Annotated in this window: 20 protein-coding genes; 10 read left to right on the top strand and 10 right to left on the bottom strand. The window is 52.2% G+C overall.

What is annotated here, in order from left to right; all coding sequences use genetic code 11:
• Nucleotides 1-41 precede the first annotated feature (41 nt).
• A complete protein-coding gene (locus tag BL107_RS02740; RefSeq protein ID WP_009788739.1) occupies nucleotides 42-383 on the bottom strand; it encodes a hypothetical protein in 342 nt (113 codons plus the stop codon).
• Between the two features lie 71 nt (nucleotides 384-454).
• Here BL107_RS02740 and BL107_RS02735 point away from each other — a divergent pair, with 71 nt between their 5' ends.
• The gene (locus tag BL107_RS02735) at nucleotides 455-1336 is read left to right on the top strand and encodes an NAD(P)-dependent oxidoreductase (protein ID WP_009788738.1); all 882 of its coding nucleotides are present in this window, start codon (nucleotides 455-457) and stop codon (nucleotides 1334-1336) included.
• A gap of 32 nt (nucleotides 1337-1368) precedes the next feature.
• On the opposite strand, the gene BL107_RS02730 is transcribed toward BL107_RS02735, so the two are convergent.
• Complete coding sequence (locus BL107_RS02730; protein ID WP_009788737.1) at nucleotides 1369-2106, bottom strand: hypothetical protein; 738 nt, start codon at nucleotides 2104-2106, stop codon at nucleotides 1369-1371.
• A 75-nt stretch (nucleotides 2107-2181) separates the two neighbouring features.
• Here BL107_RS02730 and BL107_RS02725 point away from each other — a divergent pair, with 75 nt between their 5' ends.
• Complete coding sequence (locus BL107_RS02725; protein ID WP_009788736.1) at nucleotides 2182-3258, top strand: glycosyltransferase; 1077 nt, start codon at nucleotides 2182-2184, stop codon at nucleotides 3256-3258.
• Nucleotides 3259-3260: 2 nt separating this feature from the next.
• Here the strand turns inward: BL107_RS02725 and BL107_RS02720 are convergent, their stop codons facing one another.
• Complete coding sequence (locus BL107_RS02720) at nucleotides 3261-4334, bottom strand: aminotransferase class I/II-fold pyridoxal phosphate-dependent enzyme (RefSeq protein ID WP_009788735.1); 1074 nt, start codon at nucleotides 4332-4334, stop codon at nucleotides 3261-3263.
• A gap of 86 nt (nucleotides 4335-4420) precedes the next feature.
• Here BL107_RS02720 and BL107_RS13290 point away from each other — a divergent pair, with 86 nt between their 5' ends.
• The 5 genes from BL107_RS13290 to BL107_RS02695 are packed head-to-tail and all read left to right on the top strand — an operon-like array spanning nucleotide 4421 to nucleotide 10186.
• A complete protein-coding gene (locus BL107_RS13290) occupies nucleotides 4421-5038 on the top strand; it encodes a prepilin-type N-terminal cleavage/methylation domain-containing protein (RefSeq protein ID WP_304412109.1) in 618 nt (205 codons plus the stop codon).
• A gap of 6 nt (nucleotides 5039-5044) precedes the next feature.
• Nucleotides 5045-6307 carry a type II secretion system protein gene (locus tag BL107_RS02710; RefSeq protein ID WP_037987958.1) on the top strand — a complete coding sequence of 421 codons (1263 nt, stop codon included), beginning with the start codon at nucleotides 5045-5047 and terminating at the stop codon, nucleotides 6305-6307.
• On the top strand, nucleotides 6307-7953 hold the full coding sequence (locus BL107_RS02705; RefSeq protein WP_009788732.1) for a GspE/PulE family protein: 1647 nt from the start codon (nucleotides 6307-6309) through the stop codon (nucleotides 7951-7953). The genes BL107_RS02710 and BL107_RS02705 overlap by 1 nt, the downstream gene beginning before the upstream one ends.
• 23 nt (nucleotides 7954-7976) lie before the next feature.
• Nucleotides 7977-9023, top strand: a complete 1047-nt coding sequence (locus BL107_RS02700; RefSeq protein ID WP_009788731.1) for a type IV pilus twitching motility protein PilT — start codon at nucleotides 7977-7979, stop codon at nucleotides 9021-9023.
• Nucleotides 9024-9025: 2 nt separating this feature from the next.
• Nucleotides 9026-10186 carry a type II secretion system F family protein gene (locus tag BL107_RS02695; RefSeq protein ID WP_232192725.1) on the top strand — a complete coding sequence of 387 codons (1161 nt, stop codon included), beginning with the start codon at nucleotides 9026-9028 and terminating at the stop codon, nucleotides 10184-10186.
• A gap of 23 nt (nucleotides 10187-10209) precedes the next feature.
• Here the strand turns inward: BL107_RS02695 and pilM are convergent, their stop codons facing one another.
• The 6 genes from pilM to BL107_RS02665 are packed head-to-tail and all read right to left on the bottom strand — an operon-like array spanning nucleotide 10210 to nucleotide 14745.
• Complete coding sequence (pilM, locus tag BL107_RS12020) at nucleotides 10210-12048, bottom strand: type IV pilus biogenesis protein PilM (protein ID WP_083772463.1); 1839 nt, start codon at nucleotides 12046-12048, stop codon at nucleotides 10210-10212.
• A 4-nt stretch (nucleotides 12049-12052) separates the two neighbouring features.
• Nucleotides 12053-12547, bottom strand: coding sequence for a hypothetical protein (locus BL107_RS02685; RefSeq protein ID WP_009788728.1), 495 nt, complete (start codon nucleotides 12545-12547; stop codon nucleotides 12053-12055).
• A gap of 35 nt (nucleotides 12548-12582) precedes the next feature.
• Nucleotides 12583-12843 (bottom strand): hypothetical protein, encoded by a 261-nt coding sequence (locus BL107_RS02680; RefSeq protein ID WP_037987954.1) that lies wholly within the window; start codon nucleotides 12841-12843, stop codon nucleotides 12583-12585.
• A gap of 5 nt (nucleotides 12844-12848) precedes the next feature.
• Nucleotides 12849-13268, bottom strand: a complete 420-nt coding sequence (locus BL107_RS02675) for a hypothetical protein (RefSeq protein ID WP_009788727.1) — start codon at nucleotides 13266-13268, stop codon at nucleotides 12849-12851.
• Nucleotides 13268-14041, bottom strand: a complete 774-nt coding sequence (locus BL107_RS02670) for a hypothetical protein (RefSeq protein ID WP_009788726.1) — start codon at nucleotides 14039-14041, stop codon at nucleotides 13268-13270. Before BL107_RS02670 ends, BL107_RS02675 begins: the two co-directional genes overlap by 1 nt.
• Nucleotides 14038-14745, bottom strand: coding sequence for a PilN domain-containing protein (locus BL107_RS02665; RefSeq protein WP_009788725.1), 708 nt, complete (start codon nucleotides 14743-14745; stop codon nucleotides 14038-14040). The genes BL107_RS02670 and BL107_RS02665 overlap by 4 nt, the downstream gene beginning before the upstream one ends.
• Nucleotides 14746-14825: 80 nt before the next feature.
• Between BL107_RS02665 and BL107_RS02660 the strand changes: the two genes are divergently transcribed.
• From BL107_RS02660 to BL107_RS02650, 3 genes are read left to right on the top strand one after another with little or no spacing between them, the layout of a single operon-like run.
• Entirely contained in the window at nucleotides 14826-15554 is a 729-nt protein-coding gene (locus BL107_RS02660; protein WP_009788724.1) for a thioredoxin domain-containing protein, read from the top strand.
• A 46-nt stretch (nucleotides 15555-15600) separates the two neighbouring features.
• A complete protein-coding gene (locus BL107_RS02655) occupies nucleotides 15601-16017 on the top strand; it encodes a hypothetical protein (protein WP_037987952.1) in 417 nt (138 codons plus the stop codon).
• A 54-nt stretch (nucleotides 16018-16071) separates the two neighbouring features.
• On the top strand, nucleotides 16072-16872 hold the full coding sequence (locus BL107_RS02650; protein ID WP_009788721.1) for a pentapeptide repeat-containing protein: 801 nt from the start codon (nucleotides 16072-16074) through the stop codon (nucleotides 16870-16872).
• Between the two features lie 16 nt (nucleotides 16873-16888).
• Here the strand turns inward: BL107_RS02650 and BL107_RS02645 are convergent, their stop codons facing one another.
• Nucleotides 16889-19174, bottom strand: coding sequence for a type II secretion system protein GspD (locus BL107_RS02645; protein ID WP_369791563.1), 2286 nt, complete (start codon nucleotides 19172-19174; stop codon nucleotides 16889-16891).
• Nucleotides 19175-19181: the final 7 nt, after the last annotated feature.

The raw sequence follows: 19181 nt of genomic DNA, 5'->3' as shown, positions 1-19181 counted from the left end.
GGGCTTTTTTATGTGTTGTCTACGGATGCGAAGCGCGTCTCTCAACGAATCGGCAATCCAGCCTGCTCACGCACCTGATTCATGTAGGCGTGATGCTCCTTCCGAAGGGCGCGACGCGCTGCTTTGCGTTGCTGCCGGCAGGTTTTTAAGTCTTGCTTCGAGTCAGCGGCATCGACGCAAGCCATCGTGCGATCCATCGCACTGCGACGCTTGCTGTAGCTGGTCTTCGACCAGGATCGATGGCCCTGAATCAAGGCTTGCTCCTGCTCAGGCGTGATCGGGGTGCGATTGGCCTTGGCCAAGACGCTCTCGCCAAAAACAGGAACAACGAGCAATCCCAACAGCAGCAGGCCACTGCCGTGGCGACGGATGGAAGACTTCATTCCAAAACAGTGCAAGTACATGCACTTTGGCGCGGCTGCCCGCGAAACTCTGACGCAAACAGCCACCAAGCATGACCAGACGTGACCTGCGGGTGGGAGTGATCGGTCTCGGCGCCCTAGGACTTCCCATGGCCGCCAACCTCAGGCGTGCCGACGTTCCCCTGCGCGTTCACACCCGAAGCCGCAGCCCCGAGCGAGATCCAAGCCTGCAAGGGAGCATCGCCTGCGCCACGCCCGCCGAAGCCGCCGAAGGCGTGGACGTTTTGCTGGTGTGCGTCAGCGACAACGCAGCCGTGGAGGCCGTGCTGTTCGGAGCGAATGGCGCCAGTAGTCAACTGGCAGCGGGCAGCGTGGTGGTGGATTGCTCCACGATCGCGCCAGCAACGGCGATCGCCTTGGCCCAGCGGCTCGCCCGCCAAGGCGTTGATTACGTGGATGCCCCCGTCACCGGCGGAACCGAGGGAGCCAAGGCAGGCTCCTTAACGGTGCTGGTGGGGGGCGAGCCAGCCGCCTTAGAGCGTGCCCGCCCCGTGCTCGAGATCATTGGCGGCAGCATCCATCACTTTGGGCCGGTGGGACGCGGACAGCAGGTGAAAGCGGTGAACCAAGTGCTGGTGGCCGGCAGCTATGCCGCCGTGGCGGAGGCGATGGCCCTTGGCCAACGGCTTGAACTTCCGATGGAGGCAGTGGTAGATGCCTTGCAAGGGGGCGCTGCTGGGTCGTGGGCCCTCAGCCATCGCGCCCATTCGATGCTGATGGCCGAGTACCCCCTGGGTTTTCGGATGGCGTTACATCACAAAGATCTGGGCATTGCCCTGGATGCTGCAGACGACGTGAACCTGGACCTCCCAGTGACGCAACTGGTGGCCAACCTGGAAAACAACCTGATGGAGCGGGGCCATGGCGACGAGGACGTGTCGGCCCTGCATCGCCATTACCACACGAAATCGTGATGATTCAGTGACTATTTAGTGGCGATATCGTGCTAAATCTGGGCTTGATCGTTGAAAGTAGACACGATCTGCACCCGCTTGGTCGCCGTTACAACGCCGTCGGGGTGCACCAGCATCAACGCCCAGGTTTGTGATCCAGGCCGCTGGGGCGCCTGCACGCGTTTGAACAACCCTCCACCTCCCAAGGGGGCCAACCGCAGGTTGGGTTGCGAAAGGGTGGTGAGCTGTTGATCGGTGAGCTCAATCAACCCCCCCGCCACAATTGCCTGACCCAAAGGCTCATCGACAATTAAATCGATGTCGTAACGGCTGCCGGTGAGCACCACATCGGGAATGCCCATACTCACTTGCAACGGTCGCTTACCGCTGCGCAACAACGACTCCTGCGAGATCACATCCTGAGCAACGAGCCGACCTGCATCGGTGCGAATCGCTAGACGCTCCTCAGATTGGAGCCGATAGCTCAACCCCTGCGCGGTGGTGGAGCCATTCACCGTCACCACGAACGTGGAACGGCCATCCGCCAAGGGTTCGGCCGGCTGAACAGCCCAGTTCACTCCTGGAAAATCGTTGCGGAACGCCTGATAGCGACGCGCCAGCGTTGGCAGCAGCTCAGGCGCCACCACGGCTTCAAGGCCCTGTTCCGACCCACTGTTCAAGGCAGTTTGCAAGCGCTGCGCGAACGATCCAGACGCCAAAGCATCCGTGGCCGCCCGTCCCGGGCTATGCAGTGGCAGCCCTCCGATGCACAACGCCGTCACAAGGGCCATTCGCCAAAAACGATGCACAGGCCTGTTACGGGAATCGATCTAGGTTAGGACCGGAGAACGGGGACGTCCGCCGCCATGACTCGGCTACTGATCGCGGCCAGTGGCACCGGCGGCCACTTGTTTCCAGCACTGGCGGTGGCAGACGCCCTCGACGGGCACTGGCAGGTGCGCTGGCTGGGCGTGCCTGATCGCCTCGAAACCGAATTGGTGCCCGCTCGGTTCAAGCTGATCACCGTGAACGCTGGAGGCCTGCAGGGCCGTGGCGTCACCAAACTGGTGCAGCTGATTCGGCTGCTGGCGGCCAGCATCACCGTGCGGCGCCTGATCCGAACCCATCAAATCGAGGCCGTGTTCACCACCGGCGGATACATCGCCGCGCCGGCGATTCTTGGGGCGCGCTGGTGCGGGGTGCCTGCTGTGTTGCATGAATCGAATGCAATCCCCGGCCGGGTGACGCGTCTGCTGGGGCGTTTCTGCTCCGCCGTGGCCGTTGGCTTGCCGGTGGCCGCTGAACGAATTCCGGGCTGCCGCCCCGTGCTCACCGGCACTCCGGTGCGGTCGACTTTTCTCGCCGCGCAGCCCCTGCCGGACTGGGTGCCCTCCGGAGCTGGGCCGTTGCTGGTGGTGATGGGCGGAAGCCAGGGCGCCCTCGGCCTCAACCGCATGGTGCGGGCTGTTCTTCCCGAGCTGCTGGAAAGGGGCTGTCGGGTGGTGCATCTCACGGGGGGCAACGATCCCGACGTGGGTGAGCTGCAGCACCCCCTGCTAGCGGAATGCCGCTTCAGCGACGACATCCCCGGCCTACTGCAACATGCCGACCTGGCGATTAGCCGGGCCGGTGCGGGCAGCCTCAGTGAACTGGCGGTGTGCGGCACGCCCAGCATCCTGGTGCCCTTCCCCCAAGCAGCCGATCAACACCAAGACGCCAATGCCGCCTGTGCCGCCGAGCTGGGTGGTGCTGTGATCGTGCATCAACACGACCCAGACCACCCCGCCCTCGGCAACAGCATTCGCCGCCTACTCGGAGCACGTTTAGGGGACGCAGATTCCCCTCCTGAACTGCTCGAACAGATGCGCATCGGAATGGACGAGCTCGCCGAACGGGATGCCGATACGCAGTTAGCCCGATTGCTCGCCAACTTGGTGCGCTGAGGTCACACCAACGGGGCGCGATCGAGCTCCTGCTTAAGGGCACGAATAATGCGGCGGTTGTTGCGACGACTCTGCAGGCCAATCCGCAACCAACACTCACCCAGACCCTCAAACGAGCGGCAGTCCCGCAACAAAATCCGATGGCGCTGCTCAACCGCTTCCCGCAGCGCAACCAACGACTGCTCCGCATGGATGAGGAGAAAGTTCGCTGCCGACGGCATCGGCGTAATGCCAGGCAACTGAGCCAAGTGTTGCTGCATCCAAGCGCCCTCTTTAGCGACCCAGCTTTGGGCACGGCGGCACCAGCGTTGGTATTTCGCCGGCGACGCCAACAACTGCTCTGCAACAGCAGAGGCAATGCCATTCACGGGCCAAGGATCTCGCCACTGGGCCCAGCGTTGGAGACGTTCGGGTTGTGCGATGGCATAGCCGAGCCGAAGGCCAGCGATGCCATAGAGCTTGGTGAGGCTGCGAATCACCACCAGGTTGGGATGCTCGGAAACCAGAGGGATCAAGGATTGCTGCTCGCCATCGGGCACCAACGACAGAAAGGCCTCATCGCAGATCACCAGCCGATACCGCTGAAGCAATGGCTCCAATGATTCACGACTCCACAGTTGGCCGGTGGGGTTGTGCGGGTTGCATATCCAAAGCACATCCGCTTCTGATGGCGGGGGAAACGGCTGTGGGAAAGCGACATCCCATTGCAACGCCAATGTCTGAGGCAGCGAGCGCCCTTGCCAACAGGCCAAGGCACGGGAATAGTCGGCAAAGCCAGGAGCTGGCAGCGAGCTAATTCCGAGCGCTGCCGCATCCCGACCGGCCCAAGTGAACAACTCAGCGGCACCATTGCCTGGGGCTACAGCACTTGTCTCAAGACCGTGGATCCTGGCGATCAGACCCACCAATTGATGGTGGTGACGATCGGGATAGTCCCGCAGCCCACTGGTTAATGCCCGAGCCGAGAAACGAGGCGTCCAGGGCACCAAAGACGCGCTGGCGTCTAACACCTGAGCCGATGAAACCCCAAGCCTCAAGGCAGCCGACTGAACTTCACCGCCGTGGGCAGAAGCCAAGATGCTTCATGCGTAGAACGCAATTGTGACGGAGGGGGTTGCTGTGCAGGCCCTAGACAACTCAGAATGGAGAGGATATTTCAATGATGAAAATGAACCTTCTCCAGGCCTACCTGCAGAATCCACGCACCCAACGTGCACTCAGCCGTAAACCTGGCGAAAAAGGCTTCTCGCTGATTGAACTGGTTGTTGTGATCGCTGTGCTTGCTGTTCTGACAGCTATCGCATTACCCAACTTCTTGGGAGTCAGTGATGACGCCACAGGTCGTGCTGCACAACAAGCAGCTATTACGGCATTTAAAGAGTGCCAAGTAGCAAAAGCTCGTGGACAAGCAAATGCCAACTCCAAATTTCAGGAACCAGCCATTACTGGGTTCATTATTTTTGCGTCTGATCGAACCGCCGACACTCTCGGTGGAATTACTGGCGTTGTAGGTGGAGCCCCTGCCACCCAAGCAGCAGCTGAAGCCGCCGCTGGAACTAACGCAGCAGATTCAACATCATGCTTTACAGGTACTGGGGCCGCAGCTGGTGCTATTCGAGACGTATTTGCGGTGCCAGTTACCGCAGATTCTTTTCCAACCTATAAGGTGACAACTGCAGGAACAAAATTCTGCGTAAGTGGAACAGTGGCTGCTGGAGCAACCACTTACAACATTGGATGCGCCGGAGCGGCAGGAGCAATAGCAACAGGCTGGCTATAATTGAAAATGCCAGAAAGTGAAAAAAGAAATATCCATTTGACAAAAAATGGGTTCACTCTTATTGAACTCATTGTTGTGCTCGCTGGGCTTGGCATATTGTCAAGCCTGGCAATTCCTAATTATCTAAAATACTTGGACTACGCCAAAGTAGACCAAGCAAAATCAATGCTGAATTCGGCAGCAGCCGATTGCCTGCAAGGTCTAAGAAACGAAGGAACAGCTCGGCTGGGCAAAATCACTGACGAAGCAATACTTTCAAACGAGCTAATGGAAAGCATTAGCTATGAGTTCAAGGCAGATTTGAAAAACTGCGGAAGTGTACTAATCACCACAACCGATAGCACCACGCCTCAAAGGCTTCCAGACCTTGGCTTCAGCATCAGCGAATCCGGGAAAGTATCCAAGCAAGCCGTTGATGCAGGAGGAGAAACAACAGCACCGGCCAAAAGCTGGGCCGGAAGCAATACAAGCAGCGTAGAAGGCCTCGAAGACTTCCTGAATTACAACGCATTGATAGCAGCAGCCCAGGCAACCTGCAAAGAAAATCTTGACAACTGGCTCAAATCAACAGGTAACGGGAAAACCTATTCGTGGAATAGTTCTGCAACCAGTGGCTGCCCAAGCAATCCACCAAAAGCGGAAAGTGCAACATGCACAACGAATGGTTGCAATGCGCCCTATTACGCTCTTGATGGAAAAAAAGTTGGCACTACAGCAGACAGCTATGACGCCGCACTTGCTGCAAAATACGGAAAAATATGCACTGAAAAAACCAAAGCAAAACGAGAAAGTACACCTCCATACACGAATCCGAGCAGCACCTCAATAACAATCACCGAATGTGGAGCCAAGCAGTTCTGGTTTTACGAAGGAGAAGATGCAGGTAGCCAAAAAGCGTGGGAAGTGCTTTATCACAAAGCAAATAATCCCAATGGAGAACAAACACTTAGTGATGGGAGCAAGGTATACCTATGCGAGGGAAAACTATTTGAAGAAAGTGAAAAAAGTGCGTACGAAATATGTGCTCGGAACAGTCAAGAGTTCAAATGCGGAAAACTCGTCGATGAAAAAGCAGAAAGCAACTACAGTGGGGAATTTATTCCAGACATAAATGGACCTGGCGCATGCAAGAAAACCTACTACATGTGTGACGGCAGTACAAAAACATTTACCGAATACGAAGAAAAGTGTAAAAAACAACCCAGAATGAGAGACGAATTTATGTGCAAGTTGACCGGAAATAGTTGGTATTGCGAGATTATTAATTAATGGATATAAAGCACATGCAAACTAGAGCGCTTGTAGACACTTACTTCTCCCTCCAATGGTGCCGAGAAAATATTGTTGTACCGATTGGGGTCGAACAAAATAGTGCGAGTAACTCCCAGAAGCTAACAATCGCAATAGGTAACTTCAGCTACCTAGGAACAATTGGTGATTTCATCAAAGGCAGAGTCTCCAATGCAGGGCTTGAATGTCAATTCATTGAAAAGCCACCAGCAGAGATCCAAAGCCTTTTAGATGAAGCGAGCCAACAACGAATAATCAGCGACAGCAGTCTTGATGAATTTGAATTTAGCGATGATGCTGTACTCGACGCTCTGCAGGGAGCTGATGACGATAATAATCCGCATGGTCTTGACTTCGACTTTGATGACAGCGATGAACAAATTATTGAAGAAGCAGCCCTAGATTTGTCCAGCGAAATGCTAGGCACAAAAATTCAGCAAGCGGCGGCAAAGATCCTCATCAACTCAGCACGTTCAGGCGTTTCAGATATTCACTTAGAACCGAGGCAGGAAGAATACAAAGTTCGAGTGCGCCGCGATGGTGTGATGCAGAGCTATGTGAGCATGCCTCGCTCTGCAGGCATCAAACTGACCGCCTGCTTGAAAAACATGGCGAACATGGATATTGCTGAACGACGTGCCTCCCAAGATGGAAAAATTCGACGCAGCTTTGAAAATCAAATTATGGAATTCCGCTGTGCCACAGCACCCGGAAAATTTGGAGAGAAGATGGTGATGCGCTTCCTCAATAGCAATGACGATATGCTCAGCCTCGATATATTGATTTCGAACGACAATGTCAGACAAGATTTTAGAAAAATTATCGAAGAGGCAAATGGAATCATTATAGTTTCTGGCCCCACAGGCTCAGGCAAATCCACAACACTCGCATCTGCTCTACGCGAAAAAGATACTGGCGAGCTAAATATCGTCACTGCAGAAGATCCCATTGAATACGACCTAGGCGGCAATATTCAACAATTTCCAGTGATTCGTGCCAAGGGGCAATCCTTTGCAAATCTGCTTCGAACATTTTTACGCCAAGACCCCGACGTGATCCTGATTGGTGAAACACGTGACCCAGAAACGGCGGAATCATCGATGGATGCAGCAGAAACAGGCCACCTAGTTTTCACAACGCTTCATGCGAACAGCGCCTCAAGCTCATTAACACGCCTGATGGATATGGAAATTCCCGGCTACAAGCTCAATGCATCATTGCGAGGAGTGTTGGCACAGCGCCTCCTCCGAAAGGTATGCCCGTCATGCAGTGCAGAACGCCCTATCAATGATGCTGAAAGCCAATTCACTGGACTGCCTGTGGGAACCACAGCACGCTTTGCCAATGCACTCAACGCAGAAGAGAAGAAACAACGCAAAGAAGAAGGAAGCCTATGCACGCGTTGCAATGGCACTGGATACCAGGGGCGGATTGGAACCTATGAATTAATGAAAGTAAATAGCAATATCCGCGATGCGATCAAACAACAGAAATCAACCCATGAGATTGAATCCGTTGCCGTTGATGATGGAATGCTGACGCTCAAAACCTATGCTGTGGATCTCATTGCGAAACAACTCACGACGATTTCGGAACTACGGAAGATCTGTAATACTGATCATTAATAAGTGTTGATGGAGAACAGAACATGAGCATCGCACGTCAAATTGTTGGTTTTGCAATTAAAGCCGGGTCATCCGATATCCACCTAGAGGAAGGCTCACCGATCGCGATACGGGTGAACTCCGATATTCGGATTCTTCAGAATGTGATGGGTTCAGAGGATATGACCTCATTACTCAAGGAAATTGCTGGTGAAGAAAAACTCAAGCAATACGAACAAACAGGAGATCTTGATACATCGATCGGACTCGAGGGATTATCACGGATTCGAATCAATGCCTACATGGCCAATGAAAAACGATGTCTAACCCTGAGAATCCTTCCGGATAGCCTGCCGCGCTGGCAAGACCTAGGACTTCCGCAACCATTTATTGATCTCACAGAAAAACATCGTGGAATGGTGCTTTGCACCGGACCAACAGGTTCAGGAAAATCAACCACATTGGCTGCCTTCATCAACTGCATTCTCGAAACACAAAAACGACATATTCTGACCATTGAAGATCCAATCGAATTCGAATTCAATCACTCCAAAACATCGATCATTCACCAACGCGAGGTGAAACGGGATACCCAAACGTTTGCCTCTGCTCTGCGCGCTGCTCTCCGAGAAGATCCAGATGTGATTTACATCGGGGAAATGAGAGATCTAGAAACCATTCAACTCGCCATCACCGCGGCAGAAACTGGCCACCTCGTTCTTGGCACCCTACATACCTCATCAGCCGCGAAAACTGTTGAACGCATTGTGGATGTATTCCCAGGCGATCAACAAGAGCAAGCTCGCCTCCAAGTCTCAACTTCATTGCTCGGTGTGATGACTCAAACTCTCTGCAAGAACACCAAGGGCAAGCGATCCCTAGCCTATGAGTTGATGGTGAATACTCCAGCCATTGCAAACCTCATCCGTGAGCGAAAAGTCAGCCAGATTTACTCACAATTGCAAACGGGCAGCAAGGATGGCATGAATACCCTTGAACAGTGCTTGCAACAACTAGTGGAATCAGGAGATATTACCCAGGAAGAAGCCTTAGGGAAAGCCTCAAATCCAAAAGCACTTCTGGGTCATTAACAATGGCCAGCTACGGGAGCACCACAACAACCAAAACTTCAAATACTGTTCAAAGAAAACCACAAAGCTCAGGATTACTATCTGAATTAATGGGTGGTCAGCCAGCACCCGCGAGACTAAAAGTTCCCCAAAAAGATTTGCTGGTGTTCTTCCGGCAACTTGCAGTCATTCTGCAAAGTGGGGTGCCCCTTGCACAAGGATTAATCTTGATCGCGGAAAATATGACAAATGAAAATCTCAGCCAATGTGTACAACGAATCTCATCACGTTTAAGTGCCGGAGAGGAACTTTCTCTCAGCTTACGTCAGTATCCAAAAGTCTTCGAACCACTGACAATTGGACTGATTGAAGCAGGAGAAGCCGGCGGAATTCTTGAAGATGTTCTCGATCGCATTGCACTTCTTTTAGAAGAACGCGCAAAGATTCGAGGCCAGATCATTGGGGCACTGGTCTATCCAGTGATCGTTATGGTGCTGGCCGTAAGTGTGAGCTTGGCATTACTGATCTTCATCGTTCCAAGATTTAAAGCCATGTTTGATGGCATGGGAGCAGAACTTCCTGCACTCACAAACTTTCTGCTCGAACTATCAAAGTTTGTCACCTCTCCATATTTCACATTTGGCGCGCCTCTAACAGTTCTACTAATCATGTATTTATTTAGAGGGTATTACAGCACGGCGATAGGCAGGCTTAATGTCGACAAGAACATTCTGAAAGTACCTCTTTTTGGTGATCTTCTTCGCAAATCAGAGATGGCCAGCATGTGCGACACACTGGCAACACTAGTTAATTCTGGAATCCCAATTGTTGATGGCATTGAACGCTGTATTTCAGCAAGCTCGAATGAACTCGTTCGCAGAACATTACGAGAATCAATCCTACTTATTCGCCAAGGACAGGAGCTCAACTATTCCATGGGTCGCTCTGGGGTGTTCCCAAAACTCGTAATTTCAATGATCAAAATCGGCGAGGAGACTGGTCAGCTGAGTTTTATGCTCGAAAAACTTGCAATATTTTATAAACGAGAAGTGGAATCGGCCGTGTCGTCATTAACAAAAGCTATGGAACCCGCAGTTGTCTTTGTGGTGGCAGGAATTGTTGGAACTATTGTGATTGCTCTTTACCTGCCCATGTTCAGTTTGATCACAACAATGGGCAAATAAATTAGTTATCCATAGAAGCCGCCTCAATCATCGTCAGAAAAACGCAACTCGCCAAGAGAATCAGAATTACTAGAAGTAGCGTCCAATGATGTCTTGCTAGATTGCTTTTTAGGAGGGCTCGGAGAGTCATTCTCCAAGCCAGGAATTAATAACAATCCATCATCTGAACCGTCTTTCTGCTCAGGTGGATCAGTGACATTAAGGGGTTTTCGATTAGCCCCTTCTACTTCTTTCACTTCACTCACCACCTTCTCCTTCAGTTCCTCTTCTCCAATTGATGGCCACTCCTCTTCCTCTTTAACTTCACTCAACACCTCCTCCTCCTTCAATTCCTCTACACCGATTGATGGCCACTCCTCTTCCTCTTTAACTCCACTCATCACCTCCTCATTCAACTCGTCTACACCGATTGATGGCCACTCCTCTTCCTCTTTAACCTCACTCACCACCTCCTCCTTCAATTGGAGAGGAGAGACCACCTCATCCGTAATGTCAATAACCTCTGTTAATTGAATCTCATCAGCAGTGTCTTGAGCAGGTGAAACAGGAGATGGCAAGTCAATTGGTTGTTGATTAACAGCTTCCAAGGATTTCGCAGGCAAAAACGGCAAGCTAGATGCCGAACTACTAGGAGCCTTAGCAACAATCAACTGATCTATACCAACAGCTGAAAGTTTATTATCAACATTATTTACACTTTTAGATGCATCAAGTGGACACGACAAAAGCTGCTCACGAGATAGCAAACCCAAGCCAAGACCTACCAGACGACCTAAACCAGCTTGAACCAATACATCGTCAAGTGAAAAGCCCGACACACCGAGTGACAAGAGAGGGCGATGCAGCTGGACAGGGAGCCCCAAGCTTTCTTGTAATAAATTCGCTAGTAATGGATGCGCACTGTTGATTCCAGCAAGCTGCAAACAACGAATCTCACAACCTGGGCATAGTTCATAAAAGCGTTGTAGAGACCTCTTAAAATCAGCTACTAAAACTCTTAAGTCCAGCTCAGAAAGTGGCAAATAGCGTTCATCATTCACGACGAACGACTCAGCAGAAAGACCTGAATCGAGTGCCGTTACGACCTGATCCTCATCAAGCTCAGGATCTGGAAAATCCCGTATGGCAGACAATCGTTCAAAAGCCAAAAGGCCTGAACATGTCACCAATAACAAGTCACTACTATTCGGAAGTAGCTCCAATACCAAATCGACCTGATGAGAGGGCAAGACCGTGAAATCCAGTGCCATGGCACGCAACTGGCTTGAGTTCCCCAACTCAAGTAGCTGCAGCTCAAAGTCTGCAATTTGTAATGTCTCAATAATACGATCCACCAAAAGTTGAGGAATCGCCGTCAACAGATAGGGAGAATGATCTCCATGTGAATTTGTATCCCCCGGGAATGGTACTGGTGAAAGATCAAAGTCGGTCTGAGCCAGTGGGAAAGGAATCTGGATGCAATTTTTTGCATCTTGCACATACCCACGCGCTTCATCCGTGGACAATGCTGTAGGTAGTTCAACAATCCGTTGAAATCCAACTTCTGGCGGCAACACCACAGCAACTCGGTGGGCACGAATCTTTTTTTCCGCACAAATCTGTTGAAGCAAACCTGCCATCTTCCTGGGATCAGTAGGAACCCCACGTTCCAAGGCTTCAGGGGGCAACTGGACACGACTAATGTGATTCAGTTGAATGCCATTTGGGGTAATAGAACTCTCGGATAGCCGCAAAAAATCACTACCAAATTCCAATAACAGCACTCGCTTAGAAAGCCGACGAATCCAAGAGCTCCATTGATCTCCTAGCCCACTAATATCAATTCCGAAAAATGTTGACCCAACAACAGAACTATTTGTCATAGGCCTAACAAAACGGACGGGGTCGGCAAAATAAACGCCTTACTGGAAGCCTAGATGGATCGACCGAGCCTTCAGGCAAAGCTTGCAATATGTAGATACCAGGCTTTCCATCATCTAACAAGACAGACCAATCGTCCTCAATGACGGACGTAGTACCAAGACAGAACTGATAACCGAGAGGCGGATAGATTTCAGGGATCGGAAGGACATCCACATTCCCCCATTCTACAGCAGGATTTTTAGTGCACTTAGCAACCATATTGCCAACTATCTCATCCTTACTGATGCCAGGCTGAGATAGCACTTTGGTCAATCGATCCATGCTCAATTGAGCCTCTGCATGATCAATCAGAATGCCATTTCCGGCAGCTTTCTCAGCATTACCAAGAAACCTAAGTGTAAACTCCATCACCATGGCAACTACGCCAGAAAATGTTGCCAACATCAACGAAGCTATCAAAAACTCCAAAAATGTCATGCCAAGCTGAGTGGATTGCATCCTGCAGACCTTCCTCAACGAACCATTACAAACCACTATTCGCATTCTTGGGCCGACATCGCACTCATAGCAGGATCACCATTATCTAAATGAGTTGGCGCATTCCTAAGATTCTGACTCCAAAATATATCTACCTCACCTTCTGACAAGCCCGCACGACTCAAGGTTATTTTCTCGGATTCACTTAGGCAATAACGCCCGGAACTATTCATTGCCCTTTCAGCCACATCGATAGCAAGAAACAAGGATGTCGTTGCTACCACCATAATGACACCACCAACAATCGCATCAACCATATATCCTAGACTTCCTGTTCAAAAGAACATTTTCCATTATCACTCTCAACAAAGCAGCTATAAACGCGATAAGCAAAAACTCCAGAGCTTAATTCTACCAAAATACGGTGATTTGCATTATTGGCGGCACAGGAGCCCTTAAAGAAGCCCGTCTCAAGTAATTTCCAAGAATATCCTTCAGGCTCGAGCAAGTTAGTGCAAGATATCGCAACGGGTGGAGTTGCATTTTTAAAGTCTTTTTCCCATTCGCCATCGTATAAGTTTTGAATGAAACTTTTATCAAGATTTTTCGCGACAATATCCGCAGAGTAAACGTCTTCAGGGGGCCGAAGTAGCGATTGACCGGTAACAGCTAATCCCATCTCAAAAATTGCCATAATTCCCGACAACATCATGGCACCCAATCCAGCGTAGAGATAAACCATTAGGGCAGAGATAAAGGCTGGTCAGTTTCTTTAGGAGGAATATCTGGCTTTTTATTATTGACTGGGTCGTAGCTAACAGTTTGCCGTCCATAGGCTGTGAGTTCGAGAGACATCCTAATTTTCGGGGAAGCCACTTCGTTGTTCTCAGTGCGAGATTGGGCCTCTGACTGAATATCCATTTCACTAACAATCACAAACACCTGTAGTTTCTCGAGAGCACGTAAAAATTCATACACCGGAAGAAAGCCACCTTGAACGGTGAGTCCGGCCGAGCGCTTTTCCAAACCCTTGTTCAAAAGGGCATCACCAGATGGCGCTGAGCCAGCCTCACCCCCCGCCGCCGGGGGTGCACTATCTGTTGTACCCGCTGGAGATGCCTGAGCAATGAAACGCTGCACATCCCCTGGCTCAGTGGTCGTGATCACCACTCCAGTGGCATAGGCCAGGTCGTTGAGTTCAGAAAGAAAAGTATTCAGTTCAGAGGTTCCTGCCACTAGCGCAAGGAGGCGATCCAATTGCTGTTCACGCAGGCGTTGACGAGCAGATAGTTCCGCCAGCTGTTGCCTCAACTGGGGCACCGCGATGCTCTTACTACGGAGTAACTCAACCTCCTCCTTTTTATTGGTCACTCGCTCCGAAAGCGGCCATATCCCGGAGGGAGCAATTAAGGCTGCCATCGCTAAACCAGCCAACACAGGTAAGACAACAACAGCATTCTCTGGTGTCAGCCACTTGAACCGACCCTGACGAAGCTCACCGGAGAGATTGGTCATTCGAGCAGATCCTCTTCTTGCTCAAGCCGCTTCATTCGCTGATCGAGGCCATCAGCTCCAAGCGACAACAATTCAGGGCGAATCGCCTTCACGGCATCGGGTGAAAATTCAGCAATCAAGGAATACATCACACGACCATTGGTCGCTGCAGTCGTCTGATTCCCACTCGAAGCCTGCAGCTGGGCTCGCTTAAGCACTACGCCATCCGGTTGAAACAAGCCCGATTGAGCTAACGACAACATCAAGGCATTGACGGACCGCAAACCATTGGGTTGCGCCGCCACACCTCGTAACTCCAGTTGGTTGCCATCCACCTGGGCCTGGTCCAATTGCATCGCAATCGGCATCAAACGCCGCAGCTCACCAAACAAGGCCGAACTCGAGCGCACATCAGCCATCGAACGGGCCAAATTTTTATTGGTTTGAACCAAAGCTTGCAAAGCATTGGTCTCTTTCAGGATTTGCGCTTGAAGAATGTCGTGTTCTGCGGCGAGGGGCTGCAGATCGTTGGCTTCCTGAACAAGGCGGTGTTCTTGAAACAACAACCAAACGCATGTGAGTACCAGCAGCAGTGGCAAAGCCGCACCAATCGCTGCCCCCCGCAACAGCAGGGTGCGAACAGGCAGGATCTCCGGGCGCTGATCTCCAAAACGCTCGCGCCGTTGCCGCAGAAGATCAAGATCCAGCCAGGCGCCCGAACTCAAAAATGCACCTCAGAATTGATTTCCATTGAATCGGGAAATCAATCAAAACGCCATGATTTAGTCAATGACGGTTGAGAAACATGCGGCTTTTGCATCGGAAGTTCTCCACGCTTGCTTCCTCGATCGCACTGCTGGCCCTGGGACTTGGCCTTGGAACGGGTGGAACCTTGCTCCTGCAGGCCACCACCCCACGTCCCCCCACGAATGAAACTGGGGAACCCCAAACGAGGCTCCAACCCAAGCTCACCACTGATCTCCTAGTGGAGGGCGAACCCAGCCTTGGTACCGCTCGAGCACCACTCACCATCGTGGAATTCAGTGATTTTGAGTGCCGCTACTGCCAACAGTTCCATCAAACCGTGATGCCCAATTTGAAAAAGGAGTACATCGAGACCGGACTCGTGCGCTTCATCCACAAAGATCTCCCCCTGCCCTTCCATCGCCAAGCTCTCCCTGCGGCTGCCGCTGCGCGGTGCGCTGGTGAGCAAAACAAATATTGGACAACGTACGGAGCCTTATTTGATGGACAGAGCTGCTTGCAATGCAAAGGAGTAGTGGCAATTGCCCGCGAACAGGGAGTTGATGCCAACACACTTCAGGCCTGTATGAATCGAGCTGCCACAAAGGCTTTGATCAACGCCAATGTTTCCGAAGCCCAGCTCCACGGCATTCGCGCTACGCCCACCTTTGTGATCGGGCCAACGCGCACCGACAACAGCCATCGCGGGGAGATTGTGGAAGGCGCGATGCCCTGGATTCAGTTCAAGGCGATGCTCGACGAACAACTCACCGCGTTAAGCGCCACCTAAACAAGGCTTGCCATCAACGGCATAATTTTTGAAACCACTTCGATGGATGCATCACGCCGTTCGCGACGATCGCCTCTGGTTTCATCGGCATCCGGCGGCGGTGGTGCGGTTTCGTGCATCAACCCAAGGTGAGTTTGATCCGTTAACGCAACACGGAGAAACACCACCGGCCTTTCGCCCGAGCGGCAGCCGAGCAGGAGCTCCACTTAACTGGGTGGCTGTTGTGGACCTCTTGCAATTGCTGGGAAGCAACAGTGAATGGCCCAACGACCCAGGGGTTCGCCTACGCCTGCAAACACCAGCCATCCCACTCGCAGCACATCAGCGGGCTGCCAAACAAGAATTGATGGACGCCGTAGCGGCAGAGCTGTTGGTGCAAGCGAAGGGCACGGATACCGGAGAACAGCACAAACCAGAAGAACAAGCCACTGGCCGTGAAACGCCAGATGTCATGGCCGCCTAAGACGTTCGACATCCAGAAGAAGCATCGCTACAACAGGCCATTGCGGCGAACCTAATGATGGCTTCCCATCTCCGGCTTTGGCTGACGTTCGCCCTGATCAGTTCCACAGCATCAGCCCCAGCTGCTCCGAGAGGCGATGCAGCCCTGATCCAACTGCTGCAAACACACCAATGTCGGCAATGCCAACTGGCAGATGTGAATCTCGTGCATGCCCAGCTCCAGGATGCCGACCTTGAAGGAGCCAAACTTCAACGGGCCAATCTGAGCCAAGCGCGGCTCGATGGCGCCAATTTGCGTGGCGCTGATTTGAGCTTCACCAGTTTGCGTGGCGCCTCATTGCGAGGAGCCAGTCTGCGAGGCACAACACTAGTGGGCACTGATCTGCGTGAGGTGGACCTAACGGGTGCGGTCCTCGATCCAAATGCCCTTGAGCAAGCCCATTGGCGTGGTGCTGTTGGTCTTCAGCCAACAACGCAAAGTTATGCCGCACTCCACAACGCCGGAGTGACAGCGGCGGAATCGGATCGGTGGAGCGATGCGGAAGAACTCTTCGGGTTAGCGATTCTCAAACTACCCGAATCTGCCGAAAGCTGGGTGGCCCGTGGGATCTCTCGTGAACAACTGGGGAAGCGCCCACTCGCGATTCAAGACTTCAATTATGCAAGCCAGCTTTATGCCGAAAATGGCGCAAATGAGGCTGCTGAGCAGCTCAGCATTGCAGCCCTATCGCTTCAAGACAAACCCAACAATCAGCCCAGTGGAAATGGTGCGGGATCTGCTGTCTTAAATGGTCTACTTTCAACTTCGCAAGCACTCCTCCCCATGGCGATGAAACTCTTTCTACCAGCCTTGTGAAGATCTCAGATTGATCTCAACTTGGGCCCATCAGCTGTCGCGCTTCGCGGGTCGAGGGTCGATAGCCATAGCCATAGGACCCTCCCATTTCATCGTCAACAATCATCGGCGTAACTAAGATAACTAGCTCATTTTTGCTGCGCTGAGAGTCGGTACTACGAAACAGCTGTCCGATCACAGGGAGATCTCCCAAGATCGGCCATTTTCTGGCAATCTCTTTATCTTGATCCTGAATTACACCGGTGAGGATCAATGTTTGACGATCCCGCAAGCGGATCGAACCAGAACTTAGGCTGCGGCCAACAATATTAAAGATCGCGACTCCATTACTTTCACCAGCCGGCTCTGGCACGGAAATTTCCGGATCAATATTGAGTGATACGAAGCCATTATCATCAATTTTGCTGACTTTCACCTTCAATGAAAGACCCGCATTTTCTCGGGAATATTCAAACTGAGTTGAGCCATTGCTAGTGTCAGTTGTTGATACAGACGTAATCACACTTGTGCCAGTCTGAACCTCTGCCTCTTGCCCTTCTTGGACGAGAAGGGTGGGCTGAGCAAGAGTTTTTGCACTAGAACTTTCAATCACCGCCTCGACATAGCTGTAAAAAGAATTTTCTGGATACGAGAACTTATTTGGATCTTTACCCGCTACATAAATAGGCCGTCCTTTTTTATCGAACCGGGGAGTAAGACTCGCCGCGGCCGTGGGATCACTGGAAGGAACAAACACCTCTTGTCCATCGACCAAAACGGGAACCAGCGTTGTTGTTGTTGTTGTACCGCCAGAATTCGAAGACTGATTCGTCACCTCTTTCTGCTTTGCAACGAGAGGAGGATCAAAGACTTTCTGCTGCTGAACTTGACCCAATCCTGCCGAATACTCGCCTGGAGACGTGTACTGAGTGCCGTTATTCAACAAACCAGTACCCTGACGATTTCCAGGCCGATAGGCACCAAAATTCATAAATGCCCGACCACTTTCACTCACAATGAAGGTGTCACCCAACTTTGCAGAGAAGCTCGAATCAATCGATTTATCATTAAGCAAATCAATGTTGAGGATCTGAACTTTTACGGCTACTTGACGTTGACGCAAATCGATCTGCTTGAGATATCCCTCCGCTACAGCGATTAATTGCGAATCACCCACCAACGTGACCGTCTCTAGCCGAGAATCGGTCGTACCGGTTAAGCCTCTGAGTGGCCCCATTGCAGCGCCATAGGTTTCAACATCGGTGAACGTGGCTGAAACAGCCCCGCCACCAGCACTACCAGCGCCACCGCCAGCACCGCCGCCACTATCACCAGTGGTGGTGCCAACAACGGTCACCTTATTGATTTCAGCTCCAAGGCTGGCCAAATAATCAGCTGCAGACGATGCACTGGCTTGATTCAGGCGGTACACCTTCGACATCTGCGGGGCAAAGGTTTTGCCCGACACCGACGTTCCCACCATCAAGGTGCGTCCATCGAGCTTGGCCTGCAGCCCCGATGCCAACAACACAGAATTCAGCGCTCGACCGTAGGTCTGGTCGGCAAACGCCATCGTCACGGTTGTGTCGCCATCACCTCCAGTAGGCGTCGCCGCACTATCCCCTCCCACGAACACAAAGCCATATCCCCCCAACCGAGCCAACGACATCAGCGCGTCCTTGGCGGGGGCGTTGTTCAGCGAGAGCGTTACTGGCGGACCGCTGACATTGACGTAACTGCGGTTCTGCAAAACCATCGTTCCAATCGCCATATCTCCCAATGGCGGTGCAACGGCTCGGGGGCGCAATTGAGGGGCATAGGACGACTGCGGCACCCGTCCCGGACGACGCAAATCCAGCCGACTCATCTGGCGAGGATTGGTGTCAGCCAACACCCCCATAAAACGAAGAATTAACTCCTCACCATTCGCGCTGATCGTCGGGGCGGGCAAAGTCGCACCCAGCGGTCCTTTCACCACCACCTGAAAGCCACTGCCGATAGGAGCCGGCTGAATCGAGGCCCAACCCACACCCGGGATCGACATCTGCCGCGGCCCTGCGCTCAACACTGCATCGGCACCACTGCTCAACCGCCCTGTCCACATCGACCCGTCACTGCTCTGGGTCACCACCCGAGCCGTATCCCCCAGCCCCGATACCACCACGTCCATGTGGCGATTCCGACGCGCCAGCTGAAGCGCGACACCCTCTTGGGTGCGGGCTTGCATCGGAGGCGCTCCATGGATCAGGCCAACGGGCCCGGCCAAACCCATGCCGATCGATAGGGCCAGAGAAAAGAGAGGTTTCGAAGAATGGATCAACACGCCGGTA

The organism is Synechococcus sp. BL107 (genome assembly GCF_000153805.1).
GTDB lineage: Bacteria > Cyanobacteriota > Cyanobacteriia > PCC-6307 > Cyanobiaceae > Parasynechococcus.
This window is presented reverse-complemented; position numbering and strand designations above follow the sequence as displayed.

What these genes read in the sequence shown, in the direction of transcription:
- BL107_RS02680 (WP_037987954.1), bottom strand. Translation starts at nt 12,843, where the DNA reads ATGGTTGATGCGATTGTTGGTGGTGTCATTATGGTGGTAGCAACGACA.
- BL107_RS02705 (WP_009788732.1), top strand. Translation starts at nt 6,307, where the DNA reads ATGGATATAAAGCACATGCAAACTAGAGCGCTTGTAGACACTTACTTC.
- BL107_RS13290 (WP_304412109.1), top strand. Translation starts at nt 4,421, where the DNA reads ATGAAAATGAACCTTCTCCAGGCCTACCTGCAGAATCCACGCACCCAA.
- BL107_RS02695 (WP_232192725.1), top strand. Translation starts at nt 9,026, where the DNA reads ATGGCCAGCTACGGGAGCACCACAACAACCAAAACTTCAAATACTGTT.
- BL107_RS02710 (WP_037987958.1), top strand. Translation starts at nt 5,045, where the DNA reads ATGCCAGAAAGTGAAAAAAGAAATATCCATTTGACAAAAAATGGGTTC.
- BL107_RS02660 (WP_009788724.1), top strand. Translation starts at nt 14,826, where the DNA reads ATGCGGCTTTTGCATCGGAAGTTCTCCACGCTTGCTTCCTCGATCGCA.
- BL107_RS02670 (WP_009788726.1), bottom strand. Translation starts at nt 14,041, where the DNA reads ATGACCAATCTCTCCGGTGAGCTTCGTCAGGGTCGGTTCAAGTGGCTG.
- BL107_RS02730 (WP_009788737.1), bottom strand. Translation starts at nt 2,106, where the DNA reads ATGGCCCTTGTGACGGCGTTGTGCATCGGAGGGCTGCCACTGCATAGC.
- pilM (WP_083772463.1), bottom strand. Translation starts at nt 12,048, where the DNA reads ATGACAAATAGTTCTGTTGTTGGGTCAACATTTTTCGGAATTGATATT.
- BL107_RS02700 (WP_009788731.1), top strand. Translation starts at nt 7,977, where the DNA reads ATGAGCATCGCACGTCAAATTGTTGGTTTTGCAATTAAAGCCGGGTCA.
- BL107_RS02725 (WP_009788736.1), top strand. Translation starts at nt 2,182, where the DNA reads ATGACTCGGCTACTGATCGCGGCCAGTGGCACCGGCGGCCACTTGTTT.
- BL107_RS02735 (WP_009788738.1), top strand. Translation starts at nt 455, where the DNA reads ATGACCAGACGTGACCTGCGGGTGGGAGTGATCGGTCTCGGCGCCCTA.
- BL107_RS02740 (WP_009788739.1), bottom strand. Translation starts at nt 383, where the DNA reads ATGAAGTCTTCCATCCGTCGCCACGGCAGTGGCCTGCTGCTGTTGGGA.
- BL107_RS02685 (WP_009788728.1), bottom strand. Translation starts at nt 12,547, where the DNA reads ATGCAATCCACTCAGCTTGGCATGACATTTTTGGAGTTTTTGATAGCT.
- BL107_RS02655 (WP_037987952.1), top strand. Translation starts at nt 15,601, where the DNA reads ATGCATCACGCCGTTCGCGACGATCGCCTCTGGTTTCATCGGCATCCG.
- BL107_RS02650 (WP_009788721.1), top strand. Translation starts at nt 16,072, where the DNA reads ATGATGGCTTCCCATCTCCGGCTTTGGCTGACGTTCGCCCTGATCAGT.
- BL107_RS02675 (WP_009788727.1), bottom strand. Translation starts at nt 13,268, where the DNA reads ATGGTTTATCTCTACGCTGGATTGGGTGCCATGATGTTGTCGGGAATT.